This window comes from Tenacibaculum sp. Cn5-46, from assembly GCF_022347705.1.
Lineage (GTDB): Bacteria > Bacteroidota > Bacteroidia > Flavobacteriales > Flavobacteriaceae > Polaribacter > Polaribacter aiptasiae.
In genome coordinates this window covers 170,026-191,688 of sequence record NZ_JAKRGD010000005.1, presented here as the reverse complement: position 1 = coordinate 191,688, position 21,663 = coordinate 170,026, and the positions used below count along the sequence as shown (strand labels likewise).

Annotated in this window: 18 protein-coding genes; 6 read left to right on the top strand and 12 right to left on the bottom strand. The window is 30.2% G+C overall.

The window, feature by feature from the left end; all coding sequences use genetic code 11:
- Positions 1-7 precede the first annotated feature (7 nt).
- Complete coding sequence (locus MHN29_RS11550; RefSeq protein ID WP_235275818.1) at positions 8-1,834, top strand: DUF885 family protein; 1,827 nt, start codon at positions 8-10, stop codon at positions 1,832-1,834.
- Between the two features lie 75 nt (positions 1,835-1,909).
- Here MHN29_RS11550 and MHN29_RS11545 read toward each other — a convergent pair whose 3' ends face one another.
- The 10 genes from MHN29_RS11545 to MHN29_RS11500 form a co-directional block, all read right to left on the bottom strand.
- Positions 1,910-2,614: a DUF4369 domain-containing protein gene (locus MHN29_RS11545; RefSeq protein ID WP_235275817.1), complete on the bottom strand. Its 705-nt coding sequence runs from the start codon at positions 2,612-2,614 to the stop codon at positions 1,910-1,912.
- Between the two features lie 112 nt (positions 2,615-2,726).
- Positions 2,727-4,034 carry a DUF819 domain-containing protein gene (locus MHN29_RS11540; protein ID WP_235275816.1) on the bottom strand — a complete coding sequence of 436 codons (1,308 nt, stop codon included), beginning with the start codon at positions 4,032-4,034 and terminating at the stop codon, positions 2,727-2,729.
- 36 nt (positions 4,035-4,070) lie between these two features.
- Positions 4,071-4,730 (bottom strand): DUF2490 domain-containing protein, encoded by a 660-nt coding sequence (locus tag MHN29_RS11535; RefSeq protein ID WP_235275815.1) that lies wholly within the window; start codon positions 4,728-4,730, stop codon positions 4,071-4,073.
- Between the two features lie 151 nt (positions 4,731-4,881).
- A complete protein-coding gene (locus MHN29_RS11530; protein ID WP_235275814.1) occupies positions 4,882-8,076 on the bottom strand; it encodes a hypothetical protein in 3,195 nt (1,064 codons plus the stop codon).
- A 90-nt stretch (positions 8,077-8,166) separates the two neighbouring features.
- Positions 8,167-8,334, bottom strand: coding sequence for an Arc family DNA-binding protein (locus MHN29_RS11525; protein WP_235275813.1), 168 nt, complete (start codon positions 8,332-8,334; stop codon positions 8,167-8,169).
- Positions 8,335-8,339: 5 nt separating this feature from the next.
- A complete protein-coding gene (locus MHN29_RS11520; RefSeq protein ID WP_235275812.1) occupies positions 8,340-9,269 on the bottom strand; it encodes a S9 family peptidase in 930 nt (309 codons plus the stop codon).
- Positions 9,270-9,274: 5 nt separating this feature from the next.
- A complete protein-coding gene (locus MHN29_RS11515) occupies positions 9,275-9,760 on the bottom strand; it encodes a hypothetical protein (RefSeq protein WP_235275811.1) in 486 nt (161 codons plus the stop codon).
- Positions 9,761-9,762: 2 nt separating this feature from the next.
- Positions 9,763-9,930, bottom strand: a complete 168-nt coding sequence (locus MHN29_RS11510) for a DUF4177 domain-containing protein (protein ID WP_235275810.1) — start codon at positions 9,928-9,930, stop codon at positions 9,763-9,765.
- Between the two features lie 8 nt (positions 9,931-9,938).
- Positions 9,939-10,097, bottom strand: coding sequence for a DUF4177 domain-containing protein (locus MHN29_RS11505; protein WP_150900623.1), 159 nt, complete (start codon positions 10,095-10,097; stop codon positions 9,939-9,941).
- A 3-nt stretch (positions 10,098-10,100) separates the two neighbouring features.
- A complete protein-coding gene (locus MHN29_RS11500) occupies positions 10,101-10,961 on the bottom strand; it encodes an SPFH domain-containing protein (RefSeq protein ID WP_235275809.1) in 861 nt (286 codons plus the stop codon).
- Positions 10,962-11,083: 122 nt separating this feature from the next.
- Here MHN29_RS11500 and MHN29_RS11495 point away from each other — a divergent pair, with 122 nt between their 5' ends.
- The 3 genes from MHN29_RS11495 (at position 11,084) to MHN29_RS11485 (ending at position 13,134) form a co-directional block, all read left to right on the top strand.
- Positions 11,084-11,872 (top strand): S1/P1 nuclease, encoded by a 789-nt coding sequence (locus MHN29_RS11495; protein ID WP_235275808.1) that lies wholly within the window; start codon positions 11,084-11,086, stop codon positions 11,870-11,872.
- 122 nt (positions 11,873-11,994) lie between these two features.
- A complete protein-coding gene (locus MHN29_RS11490) occupies positions 11,995-12,504 on the top strand; it encodes a TlpA disulfide reductase family protein (RefSeq protein WP_235275807.1) in 510 nt (169 codons plus the stop codon).
- Between the two features lie 6 nt (positions 12,505-12,510).
- Positions 12,511-13,134 (top strand): thioredoxin family protein, encoded by a 624-nt coding sequence (locus MHN29_RS11485; RefSeq protein WP_235275806.1) that lies wholly within the window; start codon positions 12,511-12,513, stop codon positions 13,132-13,134.
- 67 nt (positions 13,135-13,201) lie between these two features.
- Here MHN29_RS11485 and MHN29_RS11480 read toward each other — a convergent pair whose 3' ends face one another.
- Together MHN29_RS11480 and tsaD are read right to left on the bottom strand one after the other, a co-directional pair.
- Positions 13,202-15,052, bottom strand: coding sequence for an LTA synthase family protein (locus tag MHN29_RS11480; protein WP_235275805.1), 1,851 nt, complete (start codon positions 15,050-15,052; stop codon positions 13,202-13,204).
- Positions 15,053-15,103: 51 nt separating this feature from the next.
- Positions 15,104-16,132 (bottom strand): tRNA (adenosine(37)-N6)-threonylcarbamoyltransferase complex transferase subunit TsaD, encoded by a 1,029-nt coding sequence (gene tsaD / locus MHN29_RS11475; protein WP_235275804.1) that lies wholly within the window; start codon positions 16,130-16,132, stop codon positions 15,104-15,106.
- 236 nt (positions 16,133-16,368) lie between these two features.
- Here tsaD and MHN29_RS11470 point away from each other — a divergent pair, with 236 nt between their 5' ends.
- Positions 16,369-20,724: a translocation/assembly module TamB domain-containing protein gene (locus MHN29_RS11470; RefSeq protein ID WP_235275803.1), complete on the top strand. Its 4,356-nt coding sequence runs from the start codon at positions 16,369-16,371 to the stop codon at positions 20,722-20,724.
- 12 nt (positions 20,725-20,736) lie between these two features.
- On the top strand, positions 20,737-21,660 hold the full coding sequence (locus MHN29_RS11465) for a DUF368 domain-containing protein (protein ID WP_235275802.1): 924 nt from the start codon (positions 20,737-20,739) through the stop codon (positions 21,658-21,660).
- Positions 21,661-21,663: the final 3 nt, after the last annotated feature.

Sequence of the window (21,663 nt, the reverse complement as noted above, 5' to 3'; positions counted from 1 at the left end):
ATCAATCATGAAAATAAAAACATATTCAGTCTTAGCATTATTTGTAGGAATAATGTTAGTGTCCTGCAAAAAAGAAAAAAAAGCTGAGGTTCTTAGTAAAGAGGATATTGCTGCTGAATCTAAAAAAGTAAATGCTTTTTTTGATAAACAATTTAAAGGAAATTTAGATAGGCATCCAATGTACCAAACTTATTTAGGGATAAAAAAAGATGCCGATAAATGGAATGATATTTCTGACGATTTTGCAAAAAAAGAATTAGAACATGCAAAGGAAGCTTTACAGTGGATGAACGATTCTGTTAATGTAAAAGCTTTAGATAAAGGAGCTAAATTAAGTTATGATTTATTTAAACAACAATTAGAAAATCAAATAGCTGATTTTAAATACCGTTTTCATACGTATCCAGTAAACCAAATGCATGGTATGCAAGCAGAAATACCTGCATTTTTAATCAATATGCATCAAGTATCTGATGTTAAAGATGCAGAGAATTATATAGCTCGATTACATAATTTAAAACCTTTATTTGCTGAATTAGTAAAAGGTTTAAAAGAAAGAGAGGCTAAAGGAATAATGCCTCCGAAGTTTGTATTTGCAAAAGTGCTGGATGATTCTAGAAATCTAATAAAAGGAACTCCTTTTGATAATTCAGGTAAACCAAGTACGTTATTTAATGATTTTACTAATAAAGTTAATGCATTAGATATAGATGCTGAACAAAAAAAGGAGCTTATTGAGAAAGGAACAGCTGCTTTAAAGGAAAGTGTTTTACCAGCTTACGAAAACTTAATAGCTACATTAGAAGCGCAAGAGAAAGTTGCGAGTACAGATGACGGAGCATGGAAATTACCAGAAGGATCAGCATTTTTCAATAATGCATTAAAAAGAACTACTACTACTAATTTAACTGCTGAAGAAATTCATGAAATAGGATTAAAAGAAGTAGCTAGAATCCATGAAGAAATGCGTGCTATTATGAAAAAAGTAGGTTTTAAAGGTACTTTAAAAGAGTTTTTCGAATTCATGAAAAAGGATCAACAGTTTTATTACGAAGATTCTCAAAAGGGTAGAAAAGAGTACATGGATGAAGCAACTTTTATTATTGATAGTATGAAAACTCGTTTAGATGAATTGTTTATTACAAAGCCAAAAGCAGCTTTAATAGTAAAAGCAGTAGAGCCTTTTAGAGAAAAATCGGCAGGAAAAGCATTTTATCAACAACCAGCAATAGATGGTTCTAGACCAGGGACATATTACGCAAATATGTATGATATGGAAAGTATGCCATCATATCAAATGGAAGCTTTAGCTTATCATGAAGGGATACCAGGACATCATATGCAAATTGCTATTGCACAGGAGTTAAAAGAAGTACCAATGTTTAGAAAATTTGGACGCTATACAGCTTATGTTGAAGGATGGGGACTGTATTCTGAGTTTATACCAAAAGAAATGGGCTTCTATGCAAACCCTTATTCAGATTTTGGACGTTTAGCAATGGAATTATGGAGAGCATGTCGTTTAGTAGTAGATACAGGAATTCATGCTAAAAAGTGGACTCGTGAAGAAGGAATAAAATATTATACAGATAATACTCCTAATGCAGAGTTAGATGCTATTAAAATGGTAGAGCGTCATATTGTAATGCCAAGTCAAGCTACTGCATATAAAATAGGAATGCTTAAAATATTAGAATTACGTAAAAAAGCAAAAGATGCTTTAGGTGATAAGTTTGATATTAGAAAGTTTCATGATGTAGTTTTAACTAATGGACCATTACCATTAAATGTATTAGAAACTATGGTAGATGAATATATAGCTTCTGAAAAGTAATACAAGGTTATTTAGATAAACAAAAAACTCGATACAATTTGTATCGAGTTTTTTTATAATTATATTTTATTGAAACTATTTAGCTTCTTTCTCTTTAATATCGTTAACAAATTTTTGTAAACGTTTTCCATAATCAGAGTTCTTAACTTTATCACTTAAGCTTTTATTAATGGTATCTAATAATTGAATGTTAGCATCGTATAATTCAGTTAAAGCTATATATGGAGCAGCTTCGCTATCAGCATTGGTAACAGCAAAGTTTGTTGAAAATAAAAAACGACGACGAATCATTTTTTTATAATCAGCTTCTACTTGCTTGATTAAATCTTCATCTTCAGATTTACGAGCTTCGAAATTTTTCTGTATAAACTCTAAATTCTTTTCTTTAAATCTCTTATCTATTTCATGGAATTTATCCATTACTTCTTGATTCTTTGAACCTTTTATTTCTGGCTTAAAACCAAAGTCTTCAATATTATCATTAATAGTAATATTACCTTTTTCTCCAAAAAACATGATGTGCTCATCTTTAGCATTACCATTGAAAGTTAAATAATACATTACAGGAGAATCAATATTGTCGGTTAACATAAATTTATCGTCACCTAACAAGGTCATTGAGTCAACTGCAACTAGTACAGTATCCTTCATTTTTTGAAGATATAACGTACCCTTTTTCAACCCTTTAATTTGACCTTTCACAACCATGTTACCTTCTTTTTTTGAAGAACAAGCAAAAGCCATTATTGAGAACGCACAAATAGCGATAAGTTTTTTCATTGGTTTATTTTGTTTTATTTGTTAGGTTAAATGTAATTAGAATAAAACCTGAAATAGATTATAATCTATTATAATAGGTTTAAATTTTAGATTGCAAATATGCAGAATTCTCTTATAATGTAGCTGATAATTCCATTAAAATTGTACATAATATAGCGCCAACTGTACCAATAGCATAACCAAATACGGCTAATAATACACCAACTGTTGCTAGAGAAGGGTGGAAAGCAGATGCAACAATAGGAGCAGAAGCAGCCCCACCAACATTTGCTTGACTACCTACTGCTAAAAAGAAATAAGGAGCTTTAATTAGTTTAGCAACCAATATTAAAAGTCCAGCATGAATACTCATCCAAACCAAACCAATTGCAATTAAACCTAAATTGTCAAAAATCATGGTTAAATCCATTTTCATACCAATGGTAGCAACTAAAATATAAATGAAAATACTTCCTAGTTTACTTGCACCAGCACCTTCATAGTTTTTAGCTTTGGTAAATGATAAGATAATTGCTACAATAGTAGAAATACTAATTAGCCAAAAGAATCCTGAACCTAAGAAAGAGAATACATTTCTCCATGTTTGAGATTCAATAGAAGCTACTAAGTCACTAAAAAGAGTACTTAAAAATTTAGAAGCAAAATGACCAAAACCTACTGTGCCAAAAGCAATAGCAAGCATAATCATAAAATCAGTAAGAGTAGGGTTTCTTTTAACTCCCTGAGTAAATGTAGAAACCTTTTCTTTTAGTTCCTCAATAGCTGAAGTATCAGCTTTTAACCATTTGTCTATTTTATCTTTTTTACCAATTCCAATTAATAAAATAGCCATCCAAATATTAGCAACTACGATATCAACAAAAACCATCCCTCCATATTTAGCAGGATTATATTTATAAATTTCTAACATAGCTGTTTGGTTGGCTCCACCACCAATCCAACTACCAGCTAGGGTAGATAAACCTCTCCATACAGCATCAAAACCAGCCCCACCAACTGTTTCTGGAGAAAATATTGAGATTAGTAAAATAGCTAAAGGTCCTCCAATAACAATACCTATAGTTCCTGTAAAAAACATAATTAAAGCTTTAGAACCTAGGTTGAAAATAGCTTTTAAATCAATACTTAAAGTCATTAATACTAAAGCAGCTGGAAGTAAAAAACGACTTGCAACATAATATAATTGAGATTTTCCTTTAATAACTTCTCCGGCAGCATTTGAACTTTCCCATTCTGGGGAAATAACACCTAAAGTAGTAAAAATAGCAGGTATAAAGTAAGCCATGAAAAGGCCAGGAACAATTTTGTAAAATTTAGGCCAAAATCCTGATGTTTTAGATTCAGTATAAAATACAAAACCTAAAGAAATCATTAGGATACCAAATACAATTGCATCATTTGTAAAAAGAGGAGTGTTCATTTTAAATCAGTTTTTTGCTAAAGTATGAAAATAAGCTTATTTCTTTTTGAAGTGACTTGTATTGATAGCTACTCCTAGTTGAATTCGATCAAAACTTTGACTTACATCATTTGAAATATTCATATAGCCTACCTGAAGTTTTACAGCATCTGAAAGTTTGTATTTAACTCCAAACCCTAACCAATTCTGATTGTAAGCTTCTCCATCAAAGTCAAAAAAGATTTCATCATAGATATAAGTAGACCATTTTGATGATAATGGGTAACTTAACCCTAATTGATAACGGATAAAATGTCCTGTTTGTGAATTGAAAAAACGTTGTTCAGCTCTAAATCTGTGAGCGAAACCTAACTTAGATATTTTATGCTTTACATTAAAATCTTCATAAATACGGTGCTCGTTAAAGTCTCCTCCATCTAGGTTAAAGGTTGTATCCGTATTTAAAAAAGCGTAACCAATTGTAGCGCTTAAATTTTTATTTATTTTATAGTTTCCACCTAATCGTCCAATAAATTGTTGCATATCATCACCAATTTCGAAAAAACGAAAATGTGCCATTGTTTTTAAGCTAAATTTTTCTGATAATTGATGAGAACCATTGTACATATACCAAGCACCTAGTTCTTTTTCAGGGTTAGATTGAGCAACATTTTTTAGAGTAAATAGAATAATAAATAAAAAAGCGATTTTTTTCATGGTACTTAATTAATTGTTTTGTTTTCAGTTAGCGAAACTACAATTTTTCTTGGTTATTTTTTATAATCTAAATAGGAAGCTTAATTCTCTTAACAGATTAAGAGTGTAGATTCTATAAAAAAAGCTACCGTTTTAAGGTAGCTTTTTTAGATTATTCTATCTTGAGAGTTTCTACTTTTTTAAATGGAGAAATTACAATTTTTTCTGTATTTTCTTTATATGTTTTCCAATCATTACTAAAGAACTTATTAGTACTGTTTAAAGCATCCTGTAGAGCTTCTTTTGCTTGATTAATTAAAGTTCTTTCTGTACTAGTAATTTTAGGTTTACTCCCCACATACCACTGTGCAGTACCAATTCGTTGATTAACATTTACCTCAGGACTTCTAACAATTCCTTGACGTTTGTCTACTTTTCCTAGATATACATTTAAAAGCGTGTCTATCTTTTTTATAATATCTGTAGAAGCCTTAATTTCCTTTTTGTACAGCTTTTTGTCTTTTTTAGTTAATTTACTTTTAAAACTCTTTGCTGTATTTTTACTTTCTACCAGTTGTTTTACTGCTTGAGCAATAGATTTTTGGTATCCTTCAAGCTTTTTACTTAATCTATATTTTTCGTCAATATTTTCTTTTAGTACAGGGTATCTAGGATCGCTTTTAACGATAATATTTTGCTCTGATGTTTGGTTGCCAAAAGTTGTTTTTATTCTATAAGTTCCTGGTTTTACACGAACACCACTAGGTTCTCTCTTAGACTTACGAATGCGTCTAGATGGTCTAGCTACACCTTTTTCATCCATATACCAAGTTCCTTTTTGTAAACCATTTTCTTTAGGAGCTTTTCTTTTTATAGTTCTAATAAGACGTGCACCATCAAATATTTCAAACTTAATAGAATCCCATTTAATGGTTGGTTTTTTGCCTTTTAACTCTTTTGTTTTTTTATCCTTTTTGCTTTCGCTTTTCTGTTGCTTTGGTTTGTTAACATAATAAGCTATTAAAGCTCCACGAGATCTGTTTTCTCCATTGTAAATAGCATCTGCACCAAATCTACTTCCCGTAGGTTGCTGGTAACTAGCTTGGTAAGCAAAAGGAGGTTCAAATAATACAATGTTTTTTTGTAAGACATTGGTATTCATAGCCATTTCTCTTAAAGGTCTGATATCATCTAAAACCCAAGCAGCTCTACCAAAAGTTCCAATGATTAAATCGTGTTCTCTAGGGTGTATTACTAGGTCTTTTACAGAAACTGTAGGAAATCCGTTTGTCCACTTAGTCCATTTTTTACCCGCATTTAAAGATATGTATAAACCATCGTCAGTTCCTAAGAATAAAAGATTTGGAGTTATTGGATCTTCAACAATAGAAAGCGTATAACTAACCACATCATCTTTGTCTACAATTCGTTCCCAAGTTTTTCCATAATCTTTTGTTCTATACACATAAGGTGTATAGTTAAAACGTCTATAATCATTTGCTACAAGTAAAGCTTCTCCTTTGTTTTTGTTAGAAGCTTTTATTTGAGCTATCCAGCTACCAGCAGGTAATCCTTTGATGTTTTTAGTAACATTAGTCCAAGTTTGACCTCCATTTTGTGTTATTTGAACATTACCATCATCAGTACCAACCCATAACATGTTTTTTTCTAGTGGAGATGGTTCAATAACTAAAATAGTACAATGATTTTCAGCTCCAGTTGCATCTAGTGTTAATCCACCACTTTCGCTTTGTTTTTGTTTGCTTTTATCGTTAGTTGTTAAATCTGGAGAAATAACTTCCCATGATAAACCTTTATCAGTTGATTTATGTACAAATTGACTTCCAAAGTATAATGTTGAATTATTAAATGGGTCTAAGTTAATAGCAGCATTCCAGTTAAAACGTAATTTTACTTTTGGATCAGAATGTGTTGGTCGTACTGTGTGATTATTTCCAGTTTTGTAATCATAACGAGATACAAAACCTTGCTGACTCATAGACCAACCGTATTGAGAATCATCTTTATCTGGAATTACATCAAAACCATCACCAAAACTAATTTCTTGCCAATAAGAGTTTCTTATTCCTTGTGCTTTCCATACATAGGCAGGACCTCTCCAAGAACCATTGTCTTGCATTCCTCCATAAACGTTATAAGGAAATTCATTGTCTACATTAATATGATAAAATTGAGCAACAGGAAGATTTCCAATGAAACGCCATGTTTTACCTCCATCTCTAGTAATGTTTAAACCCCCATCGTTTCCATCAATCATGAAAGAGCCATCTTCTGGGTGAATCCACCAAGCATGATGATCTGGGTGAACTCCATTAGAAACACCATAAGCAGGCATTAATTGTTTAAAGTTTTTACCTCCATCAATAGAGCTATTTACATAAGTAAAAACAGTATATAATTGATTTTCATTTATAGGATCTACATAAATTTCTGAATAATAAAAAGGACGGTTACCAATACCTCTTTTATCGTTTATTTTTTTCCATTTAAAACCACCGTCTTCACTTTTGTATAGAGCATTTTTCTTTGCTTCTACTAGTGCATAAATGGTATTTGGATTGCTTCTTGAAATAGCAACTCCAATTCTTCCTAAATCTCCTTTAGGAAAGCCTTCTTTATCTGTTATTTTTTTCCAGTTGTCTCCACCATCATGTGTAATATATAAACCACTTCCTTTTCCTCCTGATTTAAAAAACCAAGGATCGCGTTTGTGTTCCCACATAGCAGCAATTAATTTATTAGGATTTGATGGATCCATTACTAAATCGGCAGCTCCAGTTTTAGTATTGTTATATAAAATTTGTTCCCAAGTTTTTCCACCATCAGTAGTTTTATAAACACCACGTTCTTTATGTTCTCCCCAAGGAGAACCAATTGCAGCTACATAAACAGTGTTTGGATTAGTAGGATCAATAATAACACGATGTATATGACGTGTTTTTTCTAATCCCATAGCTTTCCAAGTTTTTCCTGCGTCTAACGATTTGTAAATACCATAACCACCATTTAAACTATTACGAGGATTTCCCTCTCCAGTACCAGCCCAAATAACACTTGGGTTTGATTGTTGAATTGCTATTGCTCCAATTGAAGCAGTTAGCTCTTTTTCGAAAATAGGTTGCCATTTAATACCTCCTGAAGTAGATTTCCAAATACCACCAGAGGCAGTACCAACGTACATAATATCTGGGTTGCTTAAAACTACATCAATAGAAGTTACACGTCCGCTCATACCACCAGGTCCAATGCTTCTTGGTTTCATGTTTTTTACCAAATCCATTGAGAATTCTTGAGAGAATAGGGTAGAGACTAAAAATAAAAATAGAAAAGAAAATGCTTTTTTCATTGCTTGGTTTAGTTAAAAACACAAAAGGTACAAAATAGAAAACTACCCAATATTATTGAGTAGTTTTTTAACTTTTTATTAAGAAATAATCTAGTTCTCTTCTTTCTTTTTTGGCTCTCGTTTAGCTTCTTTAAGAGCTTGCATAAGCATCCATTCGATTTGTCCGTTCGTTGAACGAAATTCGTCTGAAGCCCACTTTTCAATTGCTTTTAGCATGTCTTCATTAATACGGAGTGCAAATGCTTTCTTTTTAGCCATAATTATTATTTCGCAAATGTAACTATAGATTTTATTAATTCAGGAGAAATTATAAAATCTGATGATGTATATGATTTTAAATTGTCGCTATCATTTTCTATGTGTTTTAAAACATGATTCATACCATTAATGATAGTTAGTTTAGAATTAGTATTAGCCTTGTGTAATGCTTGGGCATCTTTTACTAAAACTTGAGAATCTTTGGTACCGTTAATTATTAGTATTGGAATACTTACTTTTTTAATTTCTTCAGTAGGGTCATACTTCATGTAGGATAATAGAAAGGGATGATTTCGTTTTGCAAATAAAGAAACTAAAAAAGGATTTACTTTTTTTATTGTTCCTGTGTTTTTTAACTCATCTAAATGCTGTGTAGCTATTTTTCCTAAATCGGTACTTTGGGAAGTAATTTGTCTAATTATAGTTTTGTCCATGCTTTCACCTAAGCCAGCTAAAGAAATATATTTACTAACATTTTTATCAGCTGCTAACATGGCAACAAGTGAGCCTTGACTGTGTCCTATTAAAATAATTTCAGAAAAACGATTATCATCTTTAAAGTGATTGATAATTGTGGAAACATCAGAAACTAAATCCGAAAAAACGTATTTTTTTAATATATGTTGAATGTTTTCTTTAGGAACATTTCGTTTATCATATCTAAAAAAGGCAATACCATTTTTAGTTAACTCATTTGATAATTGTTTAATGTAATTAGGTTTTATATTATAAACAGGTTGATTTCCATTTCTATCTGGGTTTCCAGACCCTGGAACAAAAATAATTAAAGGTTGCTTGATGTTTTCATTATAGGTCAAGGTTCCTGGAAGTATAATGCTATCATTTTTAACAATAATATCTTCAGATTTTGTTTGTGAGTAGGAAAAAACAATTCCTAAGGTGTAAATAACGATGAAAGCTAGAACTCGTATCATGATTGTTAGTTTTTTTCTGTATAAGTATGCAATACCCTTTTAGCATCTTCTTCTTTAAGAGTGCCAATAAGTAATTTTTTACCATTAGTTAATTCTAATTGAATCCCTATATTTCCCGAAACATTAACAGCAGTACCGTTTTTTCTCCAAAAAATATTTTTTATTCCCCAGCCTCCATATTCAGAAATAGCATCGTATTTTCTAACATACGCTTTGTTAATTTCATTCCATTTAATGAGTTTGAATTTTAAGTGAAAAGGGAAAAATTGATAATGTATCCCTTGCTCATCAATTCTTGTTTTAAGTTTAAAGAAGAAGATAAATCCAGAAGCAAAAACAACTAAAGCTAATGTGCCTAGAAAATTGTATAAGCTCATTTTATTATTTAGATATTCTTGTGTAATAATAACTAAAGGTACAATTGTACTTACAGCTAAAAGTACAATTAGCCATAACTGAATAAATCGTTGCTCTTCTTTAAATATTTTCATTTTTATCTGTTTTTATCTTTCTCTAAAAGTGCTTCAACATAACCATCGCTAATAGAATAAATATTTACAACACGCCATCCTTGTTTTGCATGATTATTTATTTCGTCTTGAAATTTTTCTCTTCCATTTCTCCAACTAAATTTTCGGTGTATAATTTTGTATTCCTTCATTTTTACTCCTATCTATTTTTATCTCTTTCGAAAATAATCATAGGTGAATTTTGTCCTATGTGCTTCACAATCCATCCTTCTCTAGCATGTTGATTTAGCAAGTCTTCGTATTTCTTAACTCTATTTTTAAAACCTAATTTAGGTATGGTTACTTTGTATTCTTTCATATTTTAATGACTTAATGTTCCGGTGTTTAATACTGGTGAAGCTTCTTTATCTCCACATAAAATAACTAATAAGTTGCTTACCATTGCAGCTTTACGCTCTTCGTCTAATTCAACGATTTCTTTTTTATTCAATTCTTCTAAAGCCATATCAACCATATCTACAGCTCCTTGAACAATCTTATGACGAGCAGCAATAATAGCAGTAGCTTGTTGTCTTTTTAACATGGCGCTAGCAATTTCTTGAGCATAAGCTAAGTAACCTATACGTGCTTCTAAAACTTCAATCCCAGCAATAGATAAACGTTCTTCTAATTCTTTTTCTAGAGCTTCACTTACCTCATTTACACTAGAACGTAACGTAATATCTTCTTCATGACCCTCGTCAGCGAAATTATCATATGGATACATGCTAGCTAGTTTACGTACTGCAGCATCAGTTTGTACGCGAACAAAATTCTCATAATTATCTACATCAAAAGCTGCTTTGTAGGTTTCGGTTACTCTCCAAACTAAAATGGTAGATATCATTACAGGGTTTCCTAGTTTGTCATTAACCTTTAAACGTTCACTATCAAAATTGCTAGCTCTTAAAGAAATAGTTTTCTTCTTATATAAAGGATTTGCCCAAAACAATCCATTCTGTTTTACAGTACCAACGTATTTACCAAAGAATAATAGCACTTTTGATGAGTTCGGATTTACTAAGATGAATCCTAAGGCTAAAATAAACCCTATAATTGTCATTAAAATGTATGCAGGATTTTCGCTTTCGATAGTTAAAATGATCCCGCCTATAAAAAGAGCAAGAACAATAAAAAACATTAAATATCCATTGGCTGGTTTTATAATTTTCTCTTCTTTCATTTTGTTTTGATTTAAAAGTGATATTAAATTGATATCATAAATATATAGATATTTTTTTGTTAAATCCAAATTTTAGAGTAAATATTTTTATATTTTAGCGGAAAATCAATAGAAAATTATTTATGAAAGTCAAGGTATTACTGCTATTTAGCACATTTTTTATAAGTGTTTCAGCTATAGCTAATAATGAAGATGTTTGGGGACCAACAGGTCATAGAGCGACAGGAAAGATTGCAGAAAATCATTTAACAAAAAGAGCTAAAAGAAATATTGATAAACTATTACAAGGAGAAAGTTTAGCTTTTGTATCAACCTATGCAGATGAAATAAAATCTGATAGAAAAAAATACGGTAAGTTTTATACTTGGCATTATGTAAACATGCCATTAGATGCTAATTATGAAGATGTAGAGAAAAACCCAAAAGGAGATTTAATTACAGGTATTAAAGAGTGTATCAAAACTTTAAGAGATGAAAATAGTTCTGTTGAAGACAAACGTTTTTACTTAAAAATGTTGGTACATTTAATGGGAGATTTACACCAACCAATGCATATTGGGCAAAAAGAAGACAAAGGAGGAAATACTATACAAGTACAATGGCATGGTAGAGGTTCTAATTTGCACAGAGTATGGGACGAGAACTTAATTAACAAATGGGATATGAGTTATGTTGAGTTGGCTGATAATGCAAAACGTTTGTCAAATGAGCAAATTAAAGTAATTCAAAAAGGTGGTGTTTTAGATTGGATGAAAGATACACATAAGCTTACTAAAAAAGTTTATGGTTCTGCAAAGTCTGGTGATAAATTACGTTACCGTTATTCTTATGATTACTTTCCAATAGTTAGAGAGCAATTACAAAAAGGAGGGTTACGTTTAGCTAAAGTATTGAATGATATTTTTGGATAATAGTAACTTAAAATATATATAAACTCGAAAGATTTTCTTTCGGGTTTTTTGTTGTTAATGTTTCGTTAATTCACAAAATTGAATAGTTTAATCATTTAATTTTGAGACAAATAAAATAACATATGCGTAAAATAGGATTTTTATTGCTCCTTGTTTTTGTGTTTTTCTCTTGTAAAAAAACGCAAAAAACAGCTGAAAATCAGCAAGAAAAAATTAAAATTGCTACATTAAATTATGAGCAGTTAAAACCATTATTGCATAAAAATGATGGAAAAACTTATGTAGTTAATTTTTGGGCAACTTGGTGTATACCTTGCGTGAAGGAATTACCCGCATTTGAAAAATTAAATCAAGAATTTAAAGATAAAAATGTTGAAGTGGTTTTAGTAAGTCTTGATTTTTCAAGGCAGTTGGAAACTAATCTAATACCATTTATAAAAGAGAAAAAATTACAATCGAAAATTATTCATTTTGAAGATAGTAATGAACAATTTTGGATTAAAGATATTGCTGAAAATTGGACAGGTTCTATACCTGCAACATTAATTTATAATGCTAAGAAAAGAAAGTTTTACGAACAACCGTTTCATTATGAAACTCTAAAAAATGAATTACAAACCTTTTTAAACTAATTAATTATGAAAACTTTTAAAATAGTATTACTATTCGTTGTAATGGCTGCAATCTCAGCATTTACAGTAAACGAATCTAAAGGATATAAAGTAGGAGATGTTGCTTCTGACTTTAAACTTAAAAATGTAGATGGGAAAATGGTTTCTTTATCTGATTTTAAAGATGCTAAAGGATTTATAGTAGTATTTACATGTAATATGTGTCCTTATTCTGTAGCAAATGAAGATCGTATAATTGCTTTAGATAAGAAATACAAAGCTAAAGGATATCCAGTAATTGCTATCAATCCAAACGATCCAAAAATTTCTAAGGGAGATAGTTTTGAAGGAATGAAAGTTAGAGCTAAAGAAAAAGGTTTTACATTCCCGTATTTATTTGATGTGGCTCAAAGAGTATATCCAGCATTTGGAGCTACTAAAACTCCTCATGTATATATTTTAAATAAAAACAAAGGTAAGTTAATAGTAGAGTACATTGGTGCCATTGACGATAGCTCTCGTGATGAAGCTAAAGTTTCTGAGCGTTTTGTAGAAAATGCAGTTGATGCTTTGTTAAAAGGAGAGAAGCCATCAAAAACTAACACTCGTGCTATAGGATGCTCTATTAAAGATAGAAAAAACTGGCAGTAAGAAATTTATTACTGTAAACAAAAAAAATCCCAAGTTAAACAACTTGGGATTTTTGTTTTAAATTATTTTATCTGTCTATAAAGTCTTGATAAGCTTCTTGGCTAATTGCTCTTCCTAACGAATCTAATGCTTGATAGTTTCCTTTTTGAATAACAGGTTTGTTACTTACATAATCGTAAATAAAAGTTCCGTTTTTAGAAACGGTTCCGAATCCTTTGTTAAATACATAATGTACGTATTGGTTATCAGAAGAATTAAAAATGTGTTTACCAAATTGAAATTGTTTTGGATTTCCTCCTAATAAATCAGTTAAGGTATAAGCAAAATCACTTTGACCACTAAAATTATCAATTGTAATTCCTGTCTTAGCTAAAGCACCACCAATCCAAACCATAGGAATTTTAAAACGTATAGAAGAATTGAAATATCCTTTGTGTACAGGTAAAGGATGTCCGTGGTCAGACATAATAACAACTAGTGTATTATCCCACCAAGGTTGTTTTTTAGCAGCATCAATAAAATTACCAATGGCTTTATCGGTATATGCTTGAGCACTTCTGTATAAATTAGCTTCAGAATCTTTTCCAAATTTATAAGTATCAGGAAATTCATATGGCTCGTGACTTGTTAATGTTAAAGCAACTTGGAAAAATGGTTGTTTTAATTTTGGGTCCGATAAATCTTTTAGAAAACGCTCTAAAAATATATGATCATGAGCTCCCCATTTAGAATTCCAGTTTTCTTTATCAAACTCAGTACCATCAACAATTTTATCAATCTCTCCGTTTCTCAAATAGGTAATCATATTACCAAAGTTACTATCGCCTCCATAATAAAACCCAGTATTATATCCTAAGTTTTTCATTTCTTTAGTTAGCATTGGTAACGATTGAGACTTACGAGGCATTTTCATAATACTCGTAGTTGGTTGTGGATAATAACCGCTTAAAATAGCAGGTATACCTTTATCAGTTCTATCTCCATTTCCATAAAAATTAGTAAATAAAACTCCCTCTTTAGCAAATCGATTTAGATTAGAGGTTACATCAGGTTCGCCACCAAGAGCACCTACAGCTTTGGCTGATAAACTTTCCCAAATAATTAAAATTACATTCGGTTTTTTTGTTTTTAAGATAGAATCTGAACCTGTTAATAATTCATTTTGAGTTTTTTGAATGATGTTTTTAGCAACATCAGTTTTATAATGGACATAAGGATTTTTATTATCTATTTTATGAGTAAGGGTATTAGCAAAATTCCACATAAAGTTTACAGCAGCATGATTTGCAAACATTTTAGTGGAAAAATACACATTACTTTGATTAATTGGAATATTAGCAAAACCACCTCTAATAGGAATAATTAAAGTTCCTATTAATAAGAGAAGCGCAGGGGCTTCCAAAAAAAAACCTTTTGTTAAACGGTTCATTGCTTTGTCTAATACTTTATTAAAAACATAAACAATAGCTAAAGAAATAAGAATCCATATAAGTAAACCTCCAACTAGTTGAAAAGTAGAAACAGAGGCCATCATTATTTTAGGAGTATTGATATAATTTAATAACGTAGAATCTATTCGAACTCCCCAAGATTTATAAAGAATAATATCAATTAACATAAATAAGTTAATAATAAAAACAAGGGGGAATGTAAATCCTTTGATAAGATATTTAATATACTTAATAGGTGCCCAAATTGAAAAAATGATAATCAAAAAAGGAACGGAAGCTATATAAGCCGCAAAAGAAAAATCTAATTGAATTCCGTATACAAAAGTTTTAAATGCTGTGGAAAAGCCAAGATCAGATGTCTTATCAAAGTAATAGGATAAAAATAAAAATCTAGCAAATAAAAAATAAGCTACCCATAATAGGTAATAAGTGATATTAAATAGGAATCTATTTTTAAGGCTTTTCATTAAGGGAGATTTTTGGGATTCTAGTAAGGTTTTTTTAGAGTGTTAAAAGTGTTATTCTGTAACTTTTAAACGAGCTTGAGCTGTAACAGAAATGTCTGAATAATTGCCGTTTAAATATTTTAAATACCCTGCGATAGCAATCATGGCAGCATTATCGGTAGTGTATTCAAATTTAGGAATGTAAGTGGTCCATTTCCAGTGCTTTTCAGCTAAAGTTAATCGTTTACGAATTTCTGAATTAGCAGATACACCTCCAGCAATAGCAATATGTTTAATATCAGTTTGCTTTACAGTGTTTTTTAATTTATCCATTAAAATTTCAATAATGGTGTGTTGAATAGAGGCACAAATATCATATAAGTTTTCTTTAATGAAATTTGGGTTCTCTTTTTCTTGTTTTCTAATAAAATAAAGAATACCAGTTTTTAAACCACTAAAACTAAATTCTAAATCACCTACTTTAGGCTTGGTAAATTTAAATGCTTTTGGATTTCCTAGCTGTGCGTATTTATCAACAAAAGGCCCCCCAGGATAAGGTAGGCCTAATATTTTAGCAGATTTATCAAAAGCTTCACCAACAGCATCATCAATAGTTTCACCTAGAATTTCCATTTCAAAATGATTGGTAATTTTTACAAGCTGTGTATGACCACCACTAATGGTTAAACAAATAAAAGGGAATGGAGGTATTTTACTGCCTTCTTCATCAATAAAATGAGCTAAAATATGCGCTTGCATATGGTTTACATCAATTAATGGGATGTTTAAACCTAAAGCTAAAGATTTAGCGAAAGAAGTTCCAACTAATAACGATCCCATTAACCCTGGGCCACGTGTAAAAGCAATTGCATTTAAATCATGTTTGGTAATATTGGCTTGTTCTAAAGCTTGTTGTACAACTGGAACAATATTTTGTTGATGCGCTCTTGAAGCTAATTCAGGAACAACACCACCATATTTTGCGTGTACTTCTTGGTTTGCAATAACATTGCTTAAAACTTTTCCGTTACAAATTACTGAAGCGCTTGTATCGTCGCAAGAGCTCTCAATACCTAAAATGTAAATGTTTTTTGTATTCAATTTAGTTCAAATTAGATTGCAAAAATATCGATATTACGTTAGATTTTCGTTAAAATTGATATTTCTTTAAAATAAGGCAACATTTTTGCAGTTAGCTGATTACATTTGTTAGTTAGTTTATAAAGGGTTTAATTATTAGAAAAGCGGGTAAAATATTAAGGAGAATACTAAAGTACGTGTTACTTTTTTTAATCTTGCTTATAATTTTGTTGTCACTTCCATTTGTACAAAGCAAATTGGCAAAGCATGCAACAGATTGGCTTAATAAGGAGTACAATACAGATATTGTAGTAAAAAGAGTAGATTTATCTTGGTTGGGAAGTGTGCAATTAAAGGGGATAGAAATTAGAGATCATCATAAAGATACTTTAATTTTTGTTCAGAACTTAAGTACTTCACTTTTAAACGCAAAACGTATTATAGAAAATAATGTAAACCTAGGAGAAGCTTCTTTAAGTGGTGCTTATTTTAATATGCGAACTTATAAAGGTGAAAAAAATGATAACCTATCTATTTTTATTGACAGTTTTGAAGACGGAAAACCCAGAGATAGTCTATCAAAACCTTTTGTTTTAAATAGTGATAAAATTGCATTAAGAAATTTAACTTTTAAGTTATACGATGATAATAAAAAAGATCCTTTAGAGTTTGCTGCATACAATGCTGGAGGTGATTTATTAAACTTCTCAATTGTGGGACCTGATGTTTCTCTAAATATTAGAGAAATGAATTTTACTGAAAATAGAGGAGTTAATATATCTAATTTATCTACCGACTTTGTTTATACTAAAAAGTATATGCAGTTTGATAATACTGTATTAGAAACTGATAACAAATCGAAAATAGAAGGAGATATAAAATTAACATATAATCGTAAAGATTTTGCAAACTTTAATGATAAGGTCAATGTCAAAGCAAAGTTTTCAAAGAGTGCACTAGCCGTAAAAGATTTAAGTAAGTTATACAAAGAATTAAGTGGTAATGATATTGTTTATTTCACAGGAGATATTGATGGTACGTTAAATAATTTTAGTGCAAACAATGTAAGACTTCATTCTAAAAAAGGAATGAGAATTGTTGGTAATATGGGCTTTGTAAACGCTATAAAAACTAGTAGGGGTTTTGTTTTTGATGCCGATTTAGATAATGTTACTTCTAATTATTATCAATTAAAAAGTGTGCTTCCAAATTTATTAGGAAGAACTTTACCAACAGAATTTCAAAGGCTAGGGAACTTTACATTGAAGGGGATTCTAAGTGTAACTCCTGAACAAATGGATGCTACACTTACTGTCAATTCAGAAATTGGAACAACAATATCAGATCTCTTACTAACCAATATAGATAACATTGATGAAGCCACTTATGTAGGTGAAGTTGAATTTCAAGATTTTGATTTAGGAATATTTGCCAATGACCCTGTTTTGGGTAAAATATCGTTAAAGGCTGATGTAAGTGGTAGTGGCTTTAATGTTGATAATATTAATACTACCTTAATAGGTAAGGTGAGTAGCCTAGTTTTCAATGAGTATGAATATAAAGACCTAATAGTAAACGGTCAGTTTCAAAATAAAAAGTTTGACGGTTTATTAAAAGCTGAAGACGATAATTTTAAATTGAAATTTGAAGGGCTTGCAGATTTCTCTTCAGCAATAAATAAATTTGATTTCGTAGCAAGTATTGATAAAATAGATTTAAAAAAGACAAATCTATTTACAAGAGATAGTATTGCTACGTTAACTGGAAATGTAGGTTTAAATATTTCAGGAAATACTTTTGATGATATTATAGGGAAAGCTACATTTAGAAATTTGATATATACAAATCAAAAACAGAGCTATTCTTTTAAACGTTTTGAAATAAATTCTTCAGTAAAAGATAGTATCAAAACTATTGAAGTAGATTCAGAAGATATTGTAAAAGGAAAATTGAAAGGAAAGTTTTCATTCGGAGAATTAATACCAATTACCCAAAACGCACTTGGTAGTGTTTATACAAACTATCGTCCACATGAAGTAACTCCAAATCAATTCTTAGATTTCGATTTTACAATCTATAATAAAATTATTGATGTGTTTTTACCTCAAATTTCAATAGGTACAAATACAAGGTTAAAAGGAAAAATTAATTCTGATAAAAATGCATTAAAGCTAACGTTTAGTTCTCCTGAAATTGAAGCATATAAAAATGTTATTGAAAATATAGTTTTAAGACTTGATAATAAAAATCCATTATATAATACACACTTAACAGCAGGTAAAATAAATACCCAATATTATAATATAGAAAAACTGAATTTACTGAATAGAACACAGAATGATACCTTGTTCTTTAAGTCGGTTTTTAAAGGAGGAAAAGAATACAAAGAAAGCTTTAATCTAGATTTTTATTATACGATTGATGAATTACAAAAATCTGTTGTAGGAATTCAGAAATCAACTTTTAATTATAAAGGGTTTGATTGGATTATAAACCCAAAGAATAACCAAGAGAATAAAGTCGCGTTTGATTTAAAAGAAAATAATTTTAATATAAGTCCATTTGTTTTTAGCTCAGGAGGACAAAAAATAGAGTTCAAAGGAATTGTTAGAGACAGTACATATAAAGACTTACAAGTAAATTTTGAAAAGGTAAAATTAGCTAGCTTTTTACCTCCAGTTGATAGTTTAAAATTGAATGGAGATTTAAATGGAATCATAAATTATAAACAAGAGAATAATTTATTAGCTCCTAAAGGAAATTTATTAATAGAGAATTTCCATATTAATGATTACTCTCAGGGAGATTTAGCTTTAAATGTTACTGGAGATAATTCATATAAGAAATACGATGTAAATCTTTCATTAATAAGTGAAAAAGCTAAGAATATCTCAGCAGTTGGAGGTGTAGATTTTTCAAAAGAAAAGCCTATTATAGATTTGAGTGTATTCTTAAAGGAATATGAAATAGCTGCATTTAGCCCTTTGGGAGAAGATGTGTTGAATAAACTTAGAGGAAAAGTTACTGGAGATTTTACAGCGAAGGGGCCTTTGAGAAATCCAGATCTTCAAGGGGTTTTGAACTTTGAAGAAGCAGGTTTAAAGTTTCCTTATTTAAATGTAGATTTTGATTTAAAAGGAAATACAAGTGTTGTTTTGGATAAAAATCAGTTTAAGCTAAATAATATTGTACTGGAAGATACAAAACATCAGACACAAGGAACTTTGTCTGGAAGTATAGCACACCAAAATTTTAAAGACTGGTTTTTAGATCTTAAAATTGATACTGATAATTTATTAGTACTAGATACAGAAGAGGAAGAAGAGGTTCAATATTATGGAACAGGCTTTTTGGATGGAGATGCTAGTATAAGTGGATTAACGAGTAATCTTTTTATACAAGTAAATGGAAAAACAAATAAAGGAACCAAGTTTGTTATTCCGTTAAGTGATGTAAAAACAATAGATAATTACAAATTAATACGATTTAAAACAGGGAAACCTGAAGATGAAGAGGAGAACAAGAAAATTAAAGACATTAAAGGTTTAGAGTTAAAAATTGATTTAACAGTAACAAAAGAAGCAGTAGCTCAAGTAGTAATAGATAAAGTGTCTGGAAGTGAATTAAGAGGAAGTGGAGAAGGGAACTTGGAAATAGAGATTAATACATTAGGAAAGTTTAATATGTTTGGAAATTTTACAGTTGATAATGGATTGTATAATTTCAAATATGCTGGAATTTCAAAACCCTTTACTGTTCAAAAAGGAGGAACTATTTCTTGGGAAGGAGATCCGTATAATGCAGAATTAGATTTAACAGCCATTTATAGAACCAAAGCAAATCCAGCACAATTACTAGACAATATTAATTCAAACCGAAAAATCCCTATAGATTTATATACAAAGATTACAGGAGGTTTATTTAACTCTAAACAAGAGTTTGATATTAAAATTCCTAATGCAAATTCAACAGTGGCCTCTGAGTTAGAATTTGTTTTAAATGGAAATGATTTGAATACTAAAATGCAGCATTTTTCATTTTTATTGGCATTCGGAACCTTCTATAATCAAGATGCTATTGGCGATAGTGCAGCTTCAGGTTTAACAGGAACAGCATCAGAAATTGCTACTAATATTTTAACGAATATGTTAAATAGTAAAGGAAGTAAATTTCAATTAGGTTTAGGATATACACAAGGAGATAGAGGTAATGTAGATAATTTAAGGTCAGATGATCAAGTAGATGTTTCTATTTCGACTCAATTAAGTGATAGAGTACTTGTAAATGGTAAAGTAGGAGTTCCAGTAGGAGCAAATACACAAACAAGTGTTGTAGGAGAAGTAAAAGTTGAGGTACTCTTGAATGAAGAAGGGAATTTGAGAGGTAATGTTTTTAATAGACAAAACGAAGTACAATATTCAACAGAAGAAGAAGGTTATACACAAGGAGTTGGTATTTCATATCAAGTAAACTTTAATAATTTATCAGAACTTGGAGAAAAACTAGGGCTTAAAAAGAAGAAAAAGAAAAAAGAAGTTAAAAAAGATACTATACTTGCACCAAAGAAGAATAAATTAATTAGATTTAAGTCTAAAAAGAAAAAAGAAGAATAACCAAACTAACAAATGAATAGATCAACTAAAGATTACATGGTAATTACTTTAAAAGGAATTGCTATGGGTGCAGCTGATGTAGTACCAGGAGTTTCAGGAGGAACCATTGCCTTTATTTCAGGAATTTACGAAGAGCTTTTAGGTTCAATTAGTAATGTTAATTTAAGTCTCTTAAAAACTTTAAAAGACAAAGGTTTTAAAGAAGCATGGAAACAATTAAATGGTAATTTTTTAGCATCACTTTTTATAGGGATTTTTATAAGTATAGTTTCTTTAGCTAAAGTAATTTCATGGTTATTAGTAAATCATCCTATTTTATTATGGTCGTTTTTCTTTGGGTTGGTTTTAGCTAGTGTAATTTATATTGCAAAACAAATAACTAAATGGAATGCTGTATCTATTGTCTTACTTGTCTTAGGAGCAGTTTTGGCATATTATATAACTACATTAAATCCAATGGTGTCTGAAAATTCATCAACACTGTTTATGTTTTTTGCTGGAGCAATTGCAATTTGTGCAATGATTTTACCAGGAATTTCAGGCTCATTTATTTTAGTTCTTTTAGGAGCTTATAAACCAGTTTTAGCAGCAATAAATAATCGAGATTTTACAACAATAGTAGCTGTAGGTTTAGGAGCAATTATAGGGTTGTTATCTTTTTCTAGAGTGTTAAAGTATTTGTTTGCGAATTATAAAAATTATACGTTGGCAGCTTTAACAGGTTTTATAATTGGTTCTCTAAACAAAATATGGCCATGGAAAAAAGTACTAACTTACCGTACAAATTCTCATGGAGAACAAGTTCCTTTTAATGAGTTATCAATATCTCCATTTAATTTTGACGGAGATCCTCAAGTATTATATGCAACTATTCTAGCAGTTGTAGGTTTTTCATTAATTTTATTGTTAGAAAAATTAGCTGTAGAAAAACAATAATAT